Below are 17,848 nucleotides of genomic sequence, written 5' to 3'. Positions count from 1 at the left end.
CTAGCGCTCCTGCTTCGGCAGCGCGGCGATCGCGAGGCCGAGGATCACGGGGATCGCCGCCAGCAGCGCCAGGTAGTCCGGCGCCAGCGCGGCGACGCCGAGCGCCTTGCCGAACACGCCGCGGCTGATGGTGAGCATGTGCGAGGCCGGATAGGCTTCCCCGATCAGCCGCCCGGCACCTTCCAGCGCGACGACCGGGTGGATCAGGCCGGCGAACTGGATGGCGGGGACGATGGTACCGATCATCGTGAAGAACAGCGCCGCGATCTGGCTGCGGGTGAAGCTCGACGCCAGCAGGCCGATCCCGGTCGAGCAGATGCTGTACAGCAAGGCGGCGAGCGCAAGCGCCGCCAGGCTGCCCTTCAGCGGCACGCGGAACAGGGTGACGGCCATGACGACCATCAGCAGGAAATTCACCAGCGCCAGCACGACGTGGGGCGCCTGCTTCCCGAGCAGGAATTCGCTGCGCCGCACGGGCGTGACGTACAGGTTGACGATCGACCCCGTCTCCTTTTCGCGCACGACGGCGAGCGCCGCCTGCATGGCGGGCAGCATCAGCAACAGGAGCGCCATGATCCCCGGCACCATGGCCGGCAGGCTGCGCACGTCGGGGTTGTAGCGGAACCGGGTCTCGATGGCGACGCCGCCGGCCGCGCCGCCGGCGCGGACGGCGCGGCCGCGCAGCCATTCCTCGTGCATCCCCTGCACATACCCCTCGACGGTCTCGGCCCGCACCGGCATCGCGCCGTCGATCCACGCCGCGATCTGCGCCGGCCGGCCATGCGCGACGGCGCGCGCGAATCCCGGCGGGATCTCGAGCGCCAGCGCCAGTTCGCCCGAGCGCATGCGCGCGTCCAGGTCCGCGTAGCTCGCCAGCGCGGGCCGCTCGATGAAATAGCGCGAGCCCGCCAGGTTGAGCGCGTAGTCGCGGCTGAGCGTGGTGCCGTCGCGGTCGAGCACCGCGAAGCGCAGGCTTTCGACGTCCATGTCGATGCCGTAGCCGATCACGATCATCAGCAGCAGCGAGCCGCACAGCGCGAGGATGGTGCGCACGGGGTCGCGCCGCAGTTCCAGCGTTTCGCGCCAGGCGTAGCTGCCGGTGCGCCGCAGCCAGCCGCCGCGCGCCGGTGCCCTGGCCGCGGCCAGGCGCGGCGGCGCGGGTGACTCCTCGTCCGGCGCGGCGGTGCGCAGCCAGCCGATGAACGCGTCCTCGAGCGTGGCCGCGCCCCGTCCGGCCCGCAATTCCTCCGGCGTGCCGCTGGCGAGCACGCGGCCGGCATGCATCAGCGCGACGCGGTCGCAGCGCTCGGCCTCGTTCATGAAGTGCGTCGAAATAAAAATCGTCACGCCGTCGTGGCGCGCCAATGTCAGCAGTTCTTCCCAGAAGCCGTCGCGCGCGACCGGGTCGACGCCCGACGTGGGCTCGTCCAGGATCAGGAGTTCCGGCCGGTGCACCAGCGCCACCGCCAGCGACAGGCGCTGGCGCACGCCCGGCGGCAGCTTGCCCGGCACGGCGCCCTGCAGCGCCGCCAGGCCGAAGCGCCCGGCCAGCGCCGCGCAGCGTGCCTCGGCCTCGTCGTCGGACAGGTCGAACAGGCGCGCGTGGAGCAGCAGGTTCTGGCGCACCGTCAGCTCCTGGTACAGCGAGAACCCTTGCGACATGTAGCCGACCCGCCGCCGGGCCGCCGTGCCCTGCGCGCCGGCGGGTGCGCCGAACAGCGTGGCCCGCCCCGCGCTCGGCGGCAGCAGACCGGTCAGCATCTTCATCGTCGTGGTCTTGCCGCAGCCGTTGGAGCCGATGAAGCCGAAGATCTCCCCGCGCACGATGCGGAAGCTGACCGCCGTCACCGCCTCGACGCTGCCGAACCGGCAGGACAGGTTGTCCGCCTCGATCACCACCTCGGCACCGGCCACGGGCGGGCGCGGGCGCGCCACCAGCGGACGGTAGCCGGCACGCCGTTCGGCCGGCAGCAGCGCGACGAAGGCCTGTTCGAGATCCGTACAGCCCGTCTGCGCGAGCAGTCCGGCCGGCGTACCGCAGGCCAGCACGCGGCCGGCGTCCAGCGCCACCAGCCAGTCGAACCGGCGCGCCTCGTCCATGTAGGCGGTCGCCACGACGACGCTCAGTCCCGGCCGCGCGTCCCGGATCGCGCCGATCAGGTCCCAGAACTGGCGGCGCGCGAGCGGGTCCACGCCGGTGGTGGGCTCGTCCAGGATCAGCAGGTCGGGATCGTGCACGAGCGCGCAGCACAGGCCCAGCTTCTGTTTCATGCCCCCGGACAGCTGGCCCGCCGGCCGGCCGAGGAAGGGCAGCAGCCCGGTGCCGGCGGCCAGCATGTCGATGCGCGCGCGCCGCTGGCCCGCGTCGAGGCCGAACAGGCGCGCGAAGAACTGCAGGTTTTCTTCCACGGTCAGGCTCGGATAGAGGTTGCGGCCGAGCCCCTGCGGCATGTAGGCGATGCGCGGGCAGGCGGTCGCGCGCCAGCGGGCGTCGGTCATGTCGCCGCCGAGCACGCGCACCGTCCCGGCGCCCACGCGGCGCGCCCCGGCGGCGACCGCCAGCAGGCTGGACTTGCCGACGCCGTCCGGGCCGACCAGGGCGGTCATGCGCCCGGCCGGCAGGTCGAGGTCGACCCCATCCAGAGCCGCCGTCGCGCCGTAGCGCACGCACACCCCGGCAAGGCGGGCCACCGACGCGGCGCCGCCATCGTTCACGGCGTGCTCCGCAGCGCCAGTCCGGCGGGCCACGGCCGCGACGCATCGATACGGAGCCAGGCCACGCCCGGCACGCCCGCCTTGACCTGGTCGGCGTGGCGTTCCAGCATGCCGCGGTCGACCTGGGCCTTCACCCGGAACATCAGCTTCTGGCGCTCGCTCGATGTCTCCACCGACTTGGGCGTGAACTGCGCGCTGCTCGCGACATAGCTGACGGTGGCCGGCACCACGACGCCGGGCGCAGTGTCCAGCACGAGGCGCACCTCGCTGCCGAGCGCCACGCGGCCGGCGGCATCCTCGGGCACGAAGAACGTCATGTAGACGTCCGTGAGGTCGATCAGGTTGACCACCTTGCCGCCGGCCGCGAGCACTTCGCCGGGCTGCGCGACGCGGTACTGCACCCGGCCCGCGCGCGGGGCCACCAGCACCTCGTCGCGCAGGTCGGCGTCGATGCTGGCCGTCGTGGCGACGGCCGTCTCGACGGCGGAGCGGCTTTGCACGACCTGGACCCGGGCGGCCTCGACGCCGGCCGCGGCGGCCGCCAACTGCGCGCCGGCGGCCGCCAGCGCGGCGCGGACCCCGTCCACGCGCGCCCGGTCATCGTCGAGATCCTGCAGCGAAGCGGCGCCCGCCTGCGCCAGCACGGTGGAGCGGGCCAGGCGCCGGCGCGCGGCGTCCAGTTCGCTTTCGCGCTGCGTCCGCACGGCCACGGCGGCGGCCTGGTCGCTGCGCCGCATCGCCAGCTGGGCCTCGGCGCCGGCCACGGCGTCGCGTGCCTGCCGCTCGCGCGCCAGCGCTTCGTTCTTGCGGGCGCGCAGCGCGGCGTCGTCCATGCGCGCGAGCACCTGGCCGGCGCGCACCAGGTCGCCCTCCTCGACCAGCACGTCGGCGACGCGTCCCGGCAGCTTGGCCGCGATGTCGATCTCGACGGCCTCGATCCTGCCATTGCCGCTGACGAAACCCGGCCCCGACCCCTGCGGCCGCGACAGCTTCCACGCATACGCGCCGGCGCCGGCCAGCAGCAGCACGGCCAGGCCCGCCACCAGGCGCTTCGTCAAGGTCGTGTTCTTCATCGCGCCGCCGATGATCGGCAAGCTCGGCATTCGTAAAAGTCGCATGGCAGGGTCCGCGCGGCGTCAAGAAAGCTGACTATAAGGGCCCGTCAATGATGTTGGGTATGACCCAAATCAAATCTCGGTTTGCGAAACATATTCAAGCGTTCACCGCGATACTTGATCTGGGTCATACCGCAACCCCATCGGGCACGTCTAGGATTGATGCGACACAACCGTTCCAACCAAGGAGTTCGCGATGAACATCATCAACGTTCATGTCCTGCGCTGGGCCGCCGCCGCCCTGCTCGCAGGTCCCGTTCTCGCGCATGCGCAGGACGCGCCGAGGTCCGACACGACATCCGCGGCCGCGCGTCAGTCGGCGGCCGCCGAGCGCCACGTCGTGCAAGCCATCAGCGTCGTCCGCCAACTCGACATGGACGAGCGCATGCGCGCCCTGCTGGCGGCCGCGAAAGGCGTGTTCATCGTACCGAAGTACACGCGGGCGGCGATCGGCGTGGGCGCGGAGGGCGGCGCAGGACTCCTCCTGCTGCGCATGGCCGACGGCGGCTGGTCGCAACCCGTCTTCTACGACACCGCGGGCCTGAGCCTGGGCCTGCAGGTCGGCGCGCAGGGCGGCATGCTCGCATTCGTACTGAACAACCAGAAGGCCGTGGACGCGTTCATGAAGAAGACGAGCATCGCGCTGAACGCGAAAGCCGGCCTGACGGTCGTGAACTGGAACCGCATGGTCCAGAGCTCCGCCGGGGCGGGCGACGTCGTCGCCTGGTCGGACAGCCGCGGCGTGTTCGGCGACGCCGCCTCCATCGAGCTGACCGGCGTGCGCTACAACCAGAACCTGAACAACGCCTACTACCACCGCACCCTGTCGGCCAGCGACATCATCGACGGCAAGACCAGCAATCCACAGGCGAACCTGCTGGTACAGGCCCTGTCGGCCAGCACGGCGGCGCACTGACGGCCCGCATACGAAGGAGCGCAACATGGACTACAAGACCGTTCTCGTCCACGTCGACGATTCGCCCGAGGCACCCGACCTCGTCGCCTTTGCCGCCAGGCTGGCGAACGCGCAGGGCGCGCACCTGGTCGGGATGACGCAGACGGGCATTTCCCGCTTCATCCGCGAAACCACCCTGCACGGCGTGGAGCTGGGCGATCTCACGCCCCTGTTCAGCGACCTGCGCGCGCTCGCCGAAGCGCGCGGCACGCAATTCGACGGATTGGCAAGCCGGGCGGGCGTCGCCTCGTTCGAGCACCGGATCGACGACGCCGAGCCGGGCCTGGCGCTGGCCGTCCAGGCCCTGTATGCCGACCTCGTGGTCGTCGGACACACGCGGCCGGGGACGCCCGCGCTGTCCGGCGTCGCCGGGCTGCCCGAGTACATCGCGATGAATTCGCCCTGCCCCGTGCTCGTGGTGCCGCATCCCGGGGCGCACACGGGCACGTTCGAGCGCGCGATGATCGCCTGGAACGCCAGCCCCGAAGCCGCGCGCGCCGTCCGCGCAGCGTTGCCGCTGCTCGCGCGTGCGAGCGAGGTGGAGGTCGCGATCTTCGACGACGATTCGTCGAGCGCCCGTTCGCCCGAGGACGCGGCAGAGCTGGCGCGGTTCCTCGACCGGCACGGCGTCAACGCCAAGGTAAGCCGCCACCATCCGCGCGGCGAAGTGGGCAATGCGCTGCTGGTCCTCGTCGAGGACCGCAAGGCCGACCTGCTCGTGATGGGCTGCTACGGCCACTCGCGCTATCGCGAGATCCTGCTCGGCGGCGTCAGCCGTACCGTGCTGCGGCGCCTGGCCGTGCCGGTGCTGCTGGCGCATTGACCATGCCGCCCCGTCCCGCCACGGAGCGCGCCGCCATGCTCGCCACCATCCTCGTGCACGTCGACGGCTCCGCCCACGCGCCCGCGCGCATCCGCTACGCCGCGGCCCTCGCCCACGCCACCGGCGCGCACCTCGTCGGCGCGGCGATGCTCGGCGTCTCGCGCAGCATTTTCCCGAACGGATACCATGAAAAGCCGGGCTCGCTCGGTGCCAGCTACTTCGAACCGCTGGCCGACAACGCCCGGCGCGCCCTGGCCGCGTTCGAGAATATCGCGCAAGCCATGGGCGTCCGGTACGAGGCGCGCTTCGTCTGCGACCGGGCGGACGACGGCCTGGCCCGCCTCGCACGCTTCGCCGACCTCGTCGTGATCAGCCAGGACGACCCGGCCGAGGCGATGCCCGACATGGCGGTGCGCCTGCCCGAGTACCTGGTCCTCAACTGCGCGCGTCCGGTCGTCGTCGTGCCGCGCACCGACCCGGCACCATGGCATGGCGCAAAGGTGCTCGTGGCCTGGGACGGCGGCAAGGAAGCGTCGTTCGCGCTGAGCGCGTCCCTGCCGCTGCTGCGCCGCTCGGCGGGCGTCGTCGTGGCGGCGATCTGTCCCGCCGATCCGGCCGACGAGGCGGTCCAGGCGGAACAGGCCGACCTGATGCATTTCCTCGCGCGCCACTACGTGAACGCGCGTATGGTGATGCGCGACGCGTGGCGCGATCCCGGCCACGACCTGCTGGCGCTCGCCACGGAACTGGATTGCGGCCTGCTGGTGATGGGTTGCTTCGGCCATACCCGGTTACGCGAACTGTGCCTGGGCGGCGCGAGCCGCACCGTGCTGGCGGACGCCGGGATTCCCGTCCTGCTCGCCCATTGAGATCGCCGCCGTCCGCGCCATCCCCTGTTCCAGCGGACCTGACGGCGCTCGCCGAACTCGACGCCGCCGCCGCTCTGCACCTGCTCGGGTCCGGTCCGGAAGGCCTGACGGCCGCGGACGCCCGGGCCAGGCTCGCCCGTCATGGTCCCAACACGGTCACCGACAGGCGCCACCGCCATCCGGTCCGCACCTTTCTCAGCCAGTTCGCCCGGCCGCTGCCGCTGCTCCTCCTGGGTCTCGCCGGCGTCGACCTCGCCACCGGGCAAGGCGTCAGCGCCGCGGTGATCGCGGTGATCGTGTGCCTGTCGTCGGTCCTCGGCTTCGCCCAGGAATACCGGTCGGACCGCGCCGTCGAGCGCCTGCGCGCCCTCGTGCGCACGACCGCGCGCGTGCTGCGGCCGGGCATGCCGGCGGCGGCACAGCCGCTGGAGGCGCTGGTGCCGGGCGATGTCGTGCTGCTGGCGGCGGGCGATCCCATCCCGGCGGAGGTGCGGTTCATCGAGGCCGTCGACCTGTTCATCGACCAGTCCTCGCTGACCGGGGAGTCGCTGCCGGCGGAAAAGACCGACCGGCCGGCACGCGGCGACGGCCCGGCCACCGGCTTCGCCAACATCGGCCTGATGGGCACGCACGTGACCAGCGGCAGCGCCCGCGCATTGATCGTCGCGACGGGCGCCGCCACCGGCTTCGGCAAGGTGGCGGCGGCACTGGCCATGGCGCGCGAACGCAGCAGCTTCGACCGCGGCATCGACCGGGTGGTCCGGCTGCTGCTGCGGATCATGCTGGTGATGGCGCCGCTCGTCCTCGTGCTCAACTGGGCCAGCAAGGGCGACTGGCGCGAGGCCCTGCTGTTCGCCACGGCCGTGGCGGTCGGCCTGGCGCCGGAGATGCTGCCGATGATCGTCACCGTCAATCTCGCGCGCGGCGCCCTGGAACTGGCCAGGCGACAGGTGATCGTCAAGCGGCTCGGTGCCGTCCAGACCCTCGGGGCGATCGACGTGCTGTGCACCGACAAGACCGGCACGCTGACGCAGGATCGCGTGGTGCTCGAGCGCCACGTCGACATCGCCGGCAAGGAATCGGAACTGGTGGTCGACTATGCCTACCTGAACAGTTATTACCAGACCGGCCTGCGGAACCTGCTCGACAATGCCGTCCTGCAACACTCGCACGTGCACGCGCGCCTGGACGCGGACCGCGGCTGGCGCAAGCTGGGCGAGATGCCGTTCGATTTCCGGCGCCGGCGCATGTCCGTCGTGGTCGCCGGGCCGGACGGCCGGCGCGTGCTGATCTGCAAGGGTGCGGTGGAGGAAATGCTGGCCGTCTGCACGCATGCGGAATGCGACGGCAGCCGGGCCGCGCTCGCCGGCGACCGGGCCGGCGCACTGGGCGATGTCGTGGAGCGCCTGAATGCCGACGGCCTGCGGGTCATCGCCATCGCGTACCGCCTGCTCGACGCCGCCGAGAACCGGCTGACCGATCCCGCGCTGGAACGCGATCTCGTGCTGGTCGGCTACATCGCGTTCTTCGATCCCCCGAAAGAGTCCGCAGCCGCGGCGCTCACCGCGCTGGCGCGGGCCGGCGTGGCGGTCAAGGTGCTCAGCGGCGACAACCTGGCCGTGTGCCGCCACGTGTGCGGCATGGTGGGCCTCGACGCCGCCGCGGCGCTGGACGGCGCGCAGGTCGACCGGCTGGACGACGCCGAACTCGGCAAGCAGGCGCTCGTCACCGGCGTGTTCGCCAAGCTCGATCCCGCGCAGAAGACGCGCGTGATCCGCTGCCTGCAAGGCGGGGGACGGGTCGTCGGGTTCCTCGGCGACGGCGTCAACGACGGTCCGGCTTTAAAGGCCGCCGACGTCGGCATCTCGGTCGACACCGGCGCCGACATCGCCAAGGAATCGGCCGACCTGGTCTTGACGAGCAAGAGCCTGACGGCCATCGCCGATGGTGTCATGACGGGGCGTACCGTATTCGGCAACATCGTCAAGTACGTGCGCATGAGCGCCAGCTCCAATTTCGGCAACATGTTCAGCGTGCTCGGCGCCAGCGTCCTGCTGCCGTTCCTGCCGATGGCCCCGGTGCAGGTCTTGCTCAACAACCTGCTGTACGACTGCTCGCAGACGGCGCTGACGACCGACCGCGTCGACCCGGCCTACCTGGCGCGCCCGCGGCGCTGGGAAGTCGACAGCCTGCGCCGCTACGTCCTCTGCTTCGGACCGATCAGCTCGCTGTTCGACTACGCGACCTTCGGCCTGCTCTGGTTCGGGCTCGGCATGGCGCACGACCCCGCGCGGTTCCAGACGGGCTGGTTCGTCGAATCGCTGCTGTCGCAGACGCTGATCGTGTACGTGATCCGCACCGCTGCCCTGCCGACGCTCGCGAACCGGCCGTCGCTGCCGCTCGTCGCGGCGAGCGTGCTGGTCTGCGCGACCGGGCTGTGGCTGCCGTGGTCGCCGCTGGCATCCATGCTCGGGTTCGCACCGCCGCCGCCGGTATACTGGTGGGGCCTGGCTGCGATCCTCGCGGCTTACGCGGTCGTCACCCAGGCGGCCAAGGCGTGGCTGACCCGGCGCTTCGGCATTGCCTGAGCTCAGCCGAACCGGTGGTCGACCTCCGCCGCCAGTTGCGTCACGCCCGCCGAGATGCGCACCGGCGGCGGCACGGCCGCGGCCAGGCCCGTGACGCCCGGCGGCAGGCTGGCAAGCTGGCTGCGCAGTTGCTGGCGCATGTGCGCGAGGGTCCAGGCGGGACAGCAGCGCCGTCCCGCCAGCATCACCGGCTGCAGCAAGGGGTGCCCGGGCACGGATTCCGTCTCGAGGCCGATGGTATCGTCGACGATGACGCCGTCGTCGTCGAGCCGGCGGAACACCTGTTTTTTGCCCGGATACGTTTCCTTGCCGGTCGAGCGCTTGCGCCGCCCCTGTCCGTCGTACTCGGCCAGCTTGTACGCGCAGTCCAGGTACGGCGCGTCCGACGACGTGGCCAGGCGCGTGCCGACGCCGAAGCTGTCGACCGGCGCCTTCTGCATCACCAGCCGGGCGATCGCATGCTCGTCGAGGTCGCCGCTGACGGCGATGCGGATCTCCGGGCACCCCTGCTCGTCGAGCAACCGGCGGGCCAGACGGGCCTGTTCGACCAGATCGCCGCTGTCGATGCGCACCGCGTCGATCCGGCCCGTGCCGTCCGCGCGCAGCCGCCGCGCGAGCGCCGCGCCCCGTCCCAGCGCGCGCGGGACATCGTAGGTATCGACCAGCAGCGTGCAGCCGCCCGGGTAGCCCTGGGCGAATGCGGCGAACGCCTGTTCCTCGGACGCGTGCGCCTGGATGTACGAATGCGCCATCGTGCCCGCGACGGGAATGCCGTAGCGCCGTCCGGCCAGGACGGTGGCGGTAGCGTCGAAGCCGGCGATGAAGCTGCAGCGTGCCGTCAGCAGCGCGGCCTCGGCGCCGTGCGCGCGCCGCATGCCGAAGTCCACCAGTTGCCGCCCCTCGGCCGCCAACACGCAGCGTACGGCCTTCGACGCGCTCAGGATCGAGAATTGCAGCAGGTTGATGACCCGGCTCTCGACGAGTTGCGCCTGCGCGATCGGCGCGGCGACGCGCAGCACCGGCTCGCCCGGGAAGAATACCGTTCCCTCCGGCATGGCGTCGACCTTGCCCGAGAAGCGCAACTCGCCCAGGTAGCGCAGGAAATCCTCGCCGAACCTGCCGGTGGCGCGCAGCCAGTCCAGGTCGTCGGGACCGAAGCGCAGCGCCTCCAGGAAGGCGAGCACGCTCTCCAGGCCCGCCGCGACCAGGAAATTGCGACCCGGCGGCAGCCTGCGCACGATGAAATCGAAGACCGCCGTGCCTTCCATGCCTTCGGCGTGGTAGGCCTGGGCCATGTGCAATTCATACAGGTCGGTCAGCAATGCCGCGTCGTCCATAAACCGCTCCTTTGTCCGGCTCAGGTCCTGCGCCGTTCTGCGCCGACGAGCTGGCCGCCCCACGCGTGCACGATGCGCCGGTATTCGACGCCGACGCGGCGGATGCGCCGGTCCATGTCGAACAGGCCGTTTTGCGTGACATGGCCGCGCCGCTCGCGCAGGTCGATGTCCCAGTCCACCTGGTCGGTCAGGCTGTACCACGTGAAGCCGATGACCGGATAGCCTTCCTGGCGCAGGCGCAGCACGTTCGCCCACTGCCGTTCGAGCCATCCGGCCGCGTTGAGGCACTGCGCCTGGTTGGTCTCGGTGTGCATGATCGGCAGGCGGTAGCGGTCGTGGTACTGCCGCGTCAGGCCGTAGTAGCCCAGCACGTTCGAACCGCTCGTGCGCCCGTCCGCGAAGACGACGGATTCGCCCATCTCGTAGTAGTCCGTTCCCATGATGGCGTGCGACCAGGGTGCGCGCTTGATGAAATAGTCGAGCCTGGCCTGTACCATGCCGTTTTCGCGGAGGTAGTCCACGAGCGCGGGCGTGGGGAGCCGGCCGAAATTCAGGTCGAGCGACAGGAAGCGGTGGCCGTTCAGGAACTCGGCGCGTGCCGCGGCGTCGGGATCGTGGGGATGGTAGTAACGCGTCGCCTCGCTCTGGACGAACCATGGCCGGCAATGCCGGCAGATCGCCTCGCCCGCGCGGATGTTCGCTTCCACGACGTTGGACAGCGCCGTGACGAAAGCGCGGTCGCTGGTCAGCCGCTCGTTCCAGATGCCGCGCAGCGCCGAATACTCGGCCGTGACCAGCATTTCGTTCACCGGGGTGTACAGCCAGACCCAGGGAAAACGGCGCGCGAACGCGTCCGCGTACTCCGCGAAGTAATGGGGGAAGTCGGGGTTCTGGAAATCGCCGAGCCAGTCGGGCACGCCGAAATGGCACAGGTCGGCGATCGGCGTGATGTCGAGCCGGGACAACTCCGCGAAGGTCTCGTCCGCGAACGACCAGTCGTAATGTCCCGGGCCCAGATGCGTGCGGTAATACGGCGGCCCGTAGCGCAGGCAGCGCAGGCCGAGCGAGCGCACCAGGCGGAAATCCTCGCGCCAGCGCGTGTCGTGGCCCGAGGCCGCCATCTGGTCGATGCGGCACGGCGCGCCGTCGGGACCGGCGATCACGGGCGCGCTGTTCTCGATGCCCGTGCAGAACGAAAACGACCGCGTCAGCGTGGCCGGCGACAGCGGAGGACACGCGCGGATGGCCGGCGGGGGTTGCGTGCCGTGCAAGGTCGCCATCGATGTCATGCGTCCTCCCCTGGCGCGTTCCGCGCCGCGCTGCCGGCGCCCTTCCACAGCGTCGCACGCCGGGTCCGCCTTGGAGACTAAGCGCTGCAGCAAGGATTTTGTTTGACCTGAATCAAATTGCTAACCGATGTGGCGCCTTGACCTCACGGTTTTCCGGCGGATGCGAAATCCCGGTGAACACGGTGCCGGGCTGCTACCATGGTCAGGCTAGCAGTCCGTTCCTGGAGGCCGATGCCATGGCGACGCCGCACGACTACATCCGCTGGTTTTCCGAGCTGGGCATCGACGACGTGCCATCGGTCGGCGGCAAGAACGCATCCCTGGGCGAGATGTACCGCCAGCTGACGGGCCAGGGCCTGCGCGTGCCGGACGGATTTGCCGTCACCGCGGCGGCCTACCGTGCCACGCTCGACCGGGCCGGGGCCTGGCCCGCGCTGCACGCGGCGCTCGACGGCGTCGATCCGGCCGACGTCGCGGACCTGGCGCGCCGCGCGGCGCAGGCGCGCGCGATCGTGGCCGGCGCGCCGCTCGTGCCCGAGCTGGAGGACGGCATCCTGCAGGGATGGCACTGGCTGCGCGCGGAATACGGCGACAGCCTGACGGTGGCCGTGCGCAGCTCCGCGACCGCCGAGGACCTGCCTGGCGCCAGCTTCGCCGGACAGCACGAGACCTATCTGCACGTCGGCGAGGCCGCGCTCGTCGACAGCGTGCGCCGCTGCTTCGCCAGCCTGTTCACGGACCGCGCGATCGTCTATCGCATCGAACACGGCTTCGACCATTTCAAGGTCTGGCTGTCGGTCGGCGTGATGAAGATGGTGCGCGCCGACCTGGCCTCGTCCGGCGTGATCTTCACGCTCGACACCGAGACCGGTTTCCGCGACGTCGTGTTCCTCACGGGCGCCTACGGGCTGGGCGAGAACGTGGTGCAGGGCGCGGTCGACCCGGACGAGTTCTACGTGTTCAAGCCATTGCTGCGCGCGGGCAGGCGCATCGTGCTGCGGCGCAGCCTCGGCGGCAAGGAAGTCCGGATGGTATACGCGGCCGCGGGCGCCACGGTCACCACGCGGAACGAGCCGACCACGGACGAGGAACGCGCCCGGTTCTGCCTGGACGACGCCGCCGTGCTCGAACTGGCGGACGCCGCCGTGCGCATCGAGGACCATTACTCCGCCCGCGCTGGCCATCCGGTGCCGATGGACATCGAATGGGCACGCGACGGCCTCGACGGCAAGCTCTACATGGTGCAGGCGCGGCCGGAGACGGTCGCCTCGCGCCAGACCGGCACCCGCATCGACGAATACCGCCTCGACGGCAAGGCGCAGGTCCTGGCCACGGGACGCGCCGTCGGCGGCAGCGTCGCGTCCGGCAAGGCACGGGTGGTCGCGCACGCCGCCGACCTGGACCAGTTCCAGCCGGGCGAAGTCCTAGTGGCAGCCACCACCATGCCGGACTGGGGCACCGTCATGAAGACGGCCGCCGCAGTGGTCACCGACCGCGGCGGGCGCACGTGCCACGCGGCGATCGTGGCGCGCGAGATCGGCGTGCCGGCGCTGGTCGGCTGCGGCGGCGCGACGGCGGCGATCCGCACCGGCGACGAGGTCACCGTGTCCTGCGCGGAAGGGGATGCCGGCCACGTGTACGCGGGCCGCGTGCCGTTCCGCAAGATCACGACCGACCTGGCCGCGCTGCCGATGCCGCGCACCCGGCTGATGGTCAACATCGGCAATCCGGACACCGCGTTCCGGACCTGCTTCCTGCCCAACGACGGCGTCGGCCTGGCGCGCATGGAATTCATCGTTGCGGACCACATCCGCATCCATCCGATGGCGCTCGTCCATCCGGACCAGGTACGGGACGCGGGCGCGCGCGCCGAGATCGACCGGCTGACGCGCAACGCGCGGTCGCCGGCGGACTATTTCGTGCGCGAGCTGTCCGAAGGCATCGGCACGATCGCGGCCGCGTTCTGGCCGAAGCCCGTCATCGTGCGCATGTCGGACTTCAAGACCAACGAATACGCCAGCCTGCTGGGCGGCGCGTCGTTCGAACCGCAGGAAGCCAATCCGATGCTCGGCTTCCGCGGCGCGGCGCGCTATGCGCATCCGGCCTACGCGGAAGGCTTCGCCCTCGAATGCCGCGCGCTGCAGCGGGTACGCGCGGACATGGGCCTGACGAACGTGAAGCTGATGATCCCGTTCTGCCGGCGCGTACGCGAAGCGGAAGACGTGCTGCGCGCGCTGGCCAGGAACGGCCTCGCGCGCGGCAGCGACGGCCTCGAGGTCTACGTCATGTGCGAGATCCCCAACAACGTGATCCAGATCGACGCGTTCGCGTGCCTGTTCGACGGCTTCTCGATCGGCTCGAACGACCTCACCCAGCTCGTGCTGGGCGTCGACCGCGACTCCGAGATCGTCGCCTTCGACTTCGACGAGCGCGACCCGGGCGTGCTGGAGATGCTGCGCCAGGCCATCGCGGGCGCCCACCGCAACGGCCGCCACGTCGGCATCTGCGGCCAGGCGCCGTCCGACTATCCCGAGATCGCGCGCTATCTCGTCGAGGAAGGCATCGATTCGATCAGCCTGAACCCGGACTCGGTGGTGGCGACCGCGCGCAACCTCGTCGACGTCGAACGCAAGCTCGGCCTGCCGCCGCGCGACGGCCAGGACTGACGTCATGGCACCGCCCATCGCGCGGATCGCCATCATGACCGGCGGCGGCGACGCCCCGGGCCTGAACGCGGTGATCCGCGCCGTCGTGCTGGCGGCCGCGCGGCTGGGGTGGGAGTGCCATGGCATCCGCGACGGCTTCAACGGCCTGCTCGCGCCCGGCCAGTGCGTGGGCGAACCCGTCGTGCCGCTGTCGGCCCGGACCGTGCACGGCATCGGCCATCTCGGCGGCACCATCCTGGGCAGCACCAACCGCGGCAACCCGCTGCGCTATCCGGTGGCGCGCGCGGACGGCACCGTCGCGGAGGACGACCGCAGCGACGAACTGGTGGCCCTGTGCCGCCGCGCCGGATTCGACGCCGTCGTCGTCGTGGGCGGCGACGGCTCGATGGCCATCGCCGAATGCCTCCATCGCAAGGGCCTGCGCGTGGTCGGCGTACCGAAGACCATCGACAACGACCTCGACCGGACGCTGCAGACCTTCGGGTTCGACTCCGCGGTCGCCTTCGCGACCGACTGCATCGACCGCCTGCACACCACCGCCGACAGCCAGCACCGCGTTCTCGTGGTCGAGACGATGGGACGCTACGCCGGCTGGATCGCGCTGCATGCGGGCCTGGCCGGCGGCGCCCATGCGATCCTGCTACCCGAGATCCCGTTCGACACGCGCGTCGTGGCCGACGCCATCCATGCCCGCGACGCGCTCGGCTGGCGCCACTCGATCGTGGTCGTGGCCGAAGGCGCCCTGCCCGTCGGCGGCCAGCGCGCGGTGCTGGAGGCCGCCGGCGCCGGCCGCGCCGAGCGCCTGGGCGGTATCGGCGCGTGGGTCGAAGCCCGCCTGGCGGAACTGACGGGCAAGGAATGCCGCTGTGTGGTACTGGGCCACCTGTTGCGCGGCGGCAGCCCGTCCGCATTCGACCGCGTCATCGCCCTGCGCTTCGGCGCCGCGGCGGTTCGCGCGCTGGCGCGTGGCGAGAGGGGCGTCATGGTGACGCTGGACGGCCAGCAGATCGGCACCGTGCCGCTGGCCGACGTCGCGGGCCGGACCCGCCGCGTGCCGCTCGGCGGCGACACGATCCGGACGGCACGCGAAGTCGGCATCTGCCTGGGCGATCGTCCGGCGGCGGACGCGTGAGCATGGGTCCCGCGATCCTGCCCGCCGGCGGCCATCCGATCAGACGTTTGCAGGCACTCGACAGCCACCGATGGCTTTCCATCTGCACGTTCAGGTATCGAGGCTGCTCTGCAAACATCAGCCATCTTCTGGAACTGGTGTACCAGTTTTTACCAGGCCCGCTACCCGCACGCATTCGGCACAAGCACCGCCGCTCCATCGATCCGCCCGCTGCGCAAGTCCGCGAGCGCCTGGTTGGCCTGCTGCAAGGGATAGCGAACGACACTGGTGTGCACCTCGCCGTGTGCAATCAGGCGAAAGTAGGCGTCACCATCCGCGCGGGTCAGGTTCGCCACCGAGCGTACGCAGCGCTCTCCCCACAACAGCGAGTAGGGAAAGGAAGGGATATCGCTCATGTGGATGCCGGCGCAGACCACGACGCCGCCCTTGCGAGTGGCCGCAAGCGCTCGCGGCACCAACTCCCCGGCCGGCGCGAACAGAATCGCCGCGTCCAGCGGCGCGGGCGGCAGCGCGTCCGACGTGCCGACCCATGCGGCGCCGAGCGAACGTGCGAAGGCCTGGGAGCGCGTGTCACCCGGGCGCGTAAAGGCATGGATTTCGCACCCCTGGCGCAGCGCCAGTTGCGCCACCAGGTGTGCCGCGGCGCCGAAGCCGTACAACCCGAGCCGCGTCGCATCGCCCGCATGAACATACGCCCGGTAGCCGATCAACCCGGCGCACAGCAGCGGCGCCGCGTGCACGTCGTCGTACGCCTCCGGCAGCGCAAAACAGTAGCGTTCGTCGGCCAGCGCGTACTCCGCAAAGCCGCCATGGCGGTCATAGCCTGTGAACACGGCCCGGTCGCACAGGTTCTCGCGTCCTCCCAAGCAATAGGCGCAATGTCCGCAACTGCCGCCCAACCATGGTACGCCGACGCGCTGTCCCGGGCGGAAACGCCGCGCCTCCGGCCCGCCGCCCGCCACCAGGCCGACGATCTCATGGCCGGGAATGAGCGGCAGCAGACGCGGCGCGAGTTCACCATCGACGATATGCAGGTCGGTGCGGCACACCGCGCAGGCGGAAACCCGGATGAGGATCTCATGTCCCGATGGCTCGGGAACCGGCAGGGTCGCCGTGCGCAATGCACGTCCGGGGCCATCCAGCAGCATCGCAGTCATCGTCGCAGTCATGGCGGGGTCTTCCCTCAGCGGAAACCGGCGGCATCCGGATCGGCGCGGTCGGCAGCATTCAATGTACTCCGACGGTGGACACGCGCAACGGCGGGTTCGATGGCGTTCTTGAAGCGACAGGATACCGGCGCCAGCGATACCGACGGGCTCGTCCAGAGACACGAGCAGGTCCTGCTCTTCAGGACCTGCGCACATTGTCCGAGCTCATCCGCTTCACTCAGTCTCATCGCTTCCTCCCATGCCAGCACGATATGCCGGCGCTGACAGCAGCTTTGCACCTGGCGCTTTCCGACATGCGAAACAGCGTACACCGGGTTCGAATTCAGCGTATGCTTTGAGCATTCGAGCGCCGTACTGCATGAAGTGACCCGCACTGCGTGGTTGCGGTTACCGGGCCCCTCCCCGGCACGTGCCCCTCCAGACGCATCCAGGCCTGCCGTACGCTGCGGCTGGGCGCGTGCCATCCCTCGCGCCGAGTGAAAGAGCAAGCGAAAAGGGGCACGTCATGCGCCACGATCTCACAGCAGTCTTCAACAACCGGGACGATGCCCGGCAAGTGCTGGACGAATTGATCCTCTCCGGTTTTCCGCGTTCCGGGACCTCGCTCGTCAGTCCTCCCGAAGCCGGCGACACGGAGCGCCCGCCCGACGCCGAAAGCAGGAACACGCTCCGGCAACTACTCGCGCGGCTGTTCGGGCCGTGGCACGATGCGCCTGAACGGGTGGATGAGTCCGGCTTCTTGCCCGGACGCCACGTCATTACCCTTACTGGCGCCATCGAACCCGATTCCATCCGGGCCATCGGCATCATGGAACGCGCCAACCCTGTCTATATCGAAGACAGGCACAGGCAAGCCGTCCGCGCTCCCGTTGGCGCGGCGCCAGGGCCGCCGCCCAAGCGAACCTTCCGGGTGCACAAGAAGCGCACGGACTGCGCCCGACCGTCGCGCTGACCGGTCTCATGAATGTTAAAGATTTCTCTAAAACAATTGTTCCTGGCAGAGGCGGTGGGATTCTTATAGTCCGCTACAACGCGCATGAATGCTGGCTCGGCCTCAAGTCGCATCACTGTCTACCCTTATCCGTACCCTCATACGTGCTGGTCAAAGCAGGGCACCCGTGGACGATCCCGTACTCACTGCGAGCCTGCATGCCAACAGACTCATTGTAGTGCGTGTCAGGCATTGGAAA

12 protein-coding genes are annotated in these 17,848 nt (G+C 70.3%); 7 read left to right on the top strand and 5 right to left on the bottom strand.

What is annotated here, in order from left to right; translation table 11 throughout:
* Positions 1 to 2,715, bottom strand: coding sequence for a ribosome-associated ATPase/putative transporter RbbA (gene rbbA / locus QPK29_RS28810; protein WP_400189880.1), 2,715 nt, complete (start codon positions 2,713 to 2,715; stop codon positions 1 to 3).
* Positions 2,712 to 3,788, bottom strand: a complete 1,077-nt coding sequence (locus QPK29_RS28805) for an HlyD family secretion protein (RefSeq protein ID WP_371771903.1) — start codon at positions 3,786 to 3,788, stop codon at positions 2,712 to 2,714. Before QPK29_RS28805 ends, rbbA begins: the two co-directional genes overlap by 4 nt.
* 238 nt (positions 3,789 to 4,026) lie before the next feature.
* Between QPK29_RS28805 and QPK29_RS28800 the strand changes: the two genes are divergently transcribed.
* The 4 genes from QPK29_RS28800 to mgtA are packed head-to-tail and all read left to right on the top strand — an operon-like array spanning position 4,027 to position 9,065.
* A complete protein-coding gene (locus tag QPK29_RS28800) occupies positions 4,027 to 4,746 on the top strand; it encodes a lipid-binding SYLF domain-containing protein (protein WP_371771883.1) in 720 nt (239 codons plus the stop codon).
* Positions 4,747 to 4,771: 25 nt separating this feature from the next.
* Positions 4,772 to 5,608 (top strand): universal stress protein, encoded by an 837-nt coding sequence (locus QPK29_RS28795; RefSeq protein WP_371771882.1) that lies wholly within the window; start codon positions 4,772 to 4,774, stop codon positions 5,606 to 5,608.
* 2 nt (positions 5,609 to 5,610) lie between these two features.
* The gene (locus QPK29_RS28790) at positions 5,611 to 6,477 is read left to right on the top strand and encodes a universal stress protein (protein ID WP_202114367.1); all 867 of its coding nucleotides are present in this window, start codon (positions 5,611 to 5,613) and stop codon (positions 6,475 to 6,477) included.
* Positions 6,474 to 9,065, top strand: a complete 2,592-nt coding sequence (gene mgtA, locus QPK29_RS28785) for a magnesium-translocating P-type ATPase (RefSeq protein ID WP_371771881.1) — start codon at positions 6,474 to 6,476, stop codon at positions 9,063 to 9,065. The genes QPK29_RS28790 and mgtA overlap by 4 nt, the downstream gene beginning before the upstream one ends.
* A 2-nt stretch (positions 9,066 to 9,067) precedes the next feature.
* On the opposite strand, the gene QPK29_RS28780 is transcribed toward mgtA, so the two are convergent.
* Positions 9,068 to 10,402: a nicotinate phosphoribosyltransferase gene (locus QPK29_RS28780; protein ID WP_371771880.1), complete on the bottom strand. Its 1,335-nt coding sequence runs from the start codon at positions 10,400 to 10,402 to the stop codon at positions 9,068 to 9,070.
* A 20-nt stretch (positions 10,403 to 10,422) separates the two neighbouring features.
* Positions 10,423 to 11,691 carry a family 1 glycosylhydrolase gene (locus tag QPK29_RS28775; protein ID WP_371771879.1) on the bottom strand — a complete coding sequence of 423 codons (1,269 nt, stop codon included), beginning with the start codon at positions 11,689 to 11,691 and terminating at the stop codon, positions 10,423 to 10,425.
* Between the two features lie 236 nt (positions 11,692 to 11,927).
* Between QPK29_RS28775 and ppsA the strand changes: the two genes are divergently transcribed.
* Together ppsA and QPK29_RS28765 are read left to right on the top strand one after the other, a co-directional pair.
* Positions 11,928 to 14,357, top strand: a complete 2,430-nt coding sequence (gene ppsA / locus QPK29_RS28770) for a phosphoenolpyruvate synthase (RefSeq protein WP_371771878.1) — start codon at positions 11,928 to 11,930, stop codon at positions 14,355 to 14,357.
* 4 nt (positions 14,358 to 14,361) lie between these two features.
* Complete coding sequence (locus QPK29_RS28765; RefSeq protein WP_371771877.1) at positions 14,362 to 15,489, top strand: 6-phosphofructokinase; 1,128 nt, start codon at positions 14,362 to 14,364, stop codon at positions 15,487 to 15,489.
* A gap of 161 nt (positions 15,490 to 15,650) precedes the next feature.
* Here the strand turns inward: QPK29_RS28765 and QPK29_RS28760 are convergent, their stop codons facing one another.
* A complete protein-coding gene (locus tag QPK29_RS28760) occupies positions 15,651 to 16,646 on the bottom strand; it encodes a zinc-dependent alcohol dehydrogenase family protein (RefSeq protein ID WP_371771902.1) in 996 nt (331 codons plus the stop codon).
* A gap of 517 nt (positions 16,647 to 17,163) precedes the next feature.
* Between QPK29_RS28760 and QPK29_RS28755 the strand changes: the two genes are divergently transcribed.
* The gene (locus QPK29_RS28755) at positions 17,164 to 17,610 is read left to right on the top strand and encodes a hypothetical protein (protein WP_160408720.1); all 447 of its coding nucleotides are present in this window, start codon (positions 17,164 to 17,166) and stop codon (positions 17,608 to 17,610) included.
* Positions 17,611 to 17,848 lie beyond the last annotated feature (238 nt).

The organism is Massilia orientalis (assembly GCF_030411975.2).
Taxonomy (GTDB): Bacteria; Pseudomonadota; Gammaproteobacteria; order Burkholderiales; family Burkholderiaceae_D; genus Telluria; species Telluria orientalis.
The sequence above is the reverse complement of the archived record's forward strand: the minus strand, read 5'-3'. Positions and strand labels throughout refer to the sequence as shown.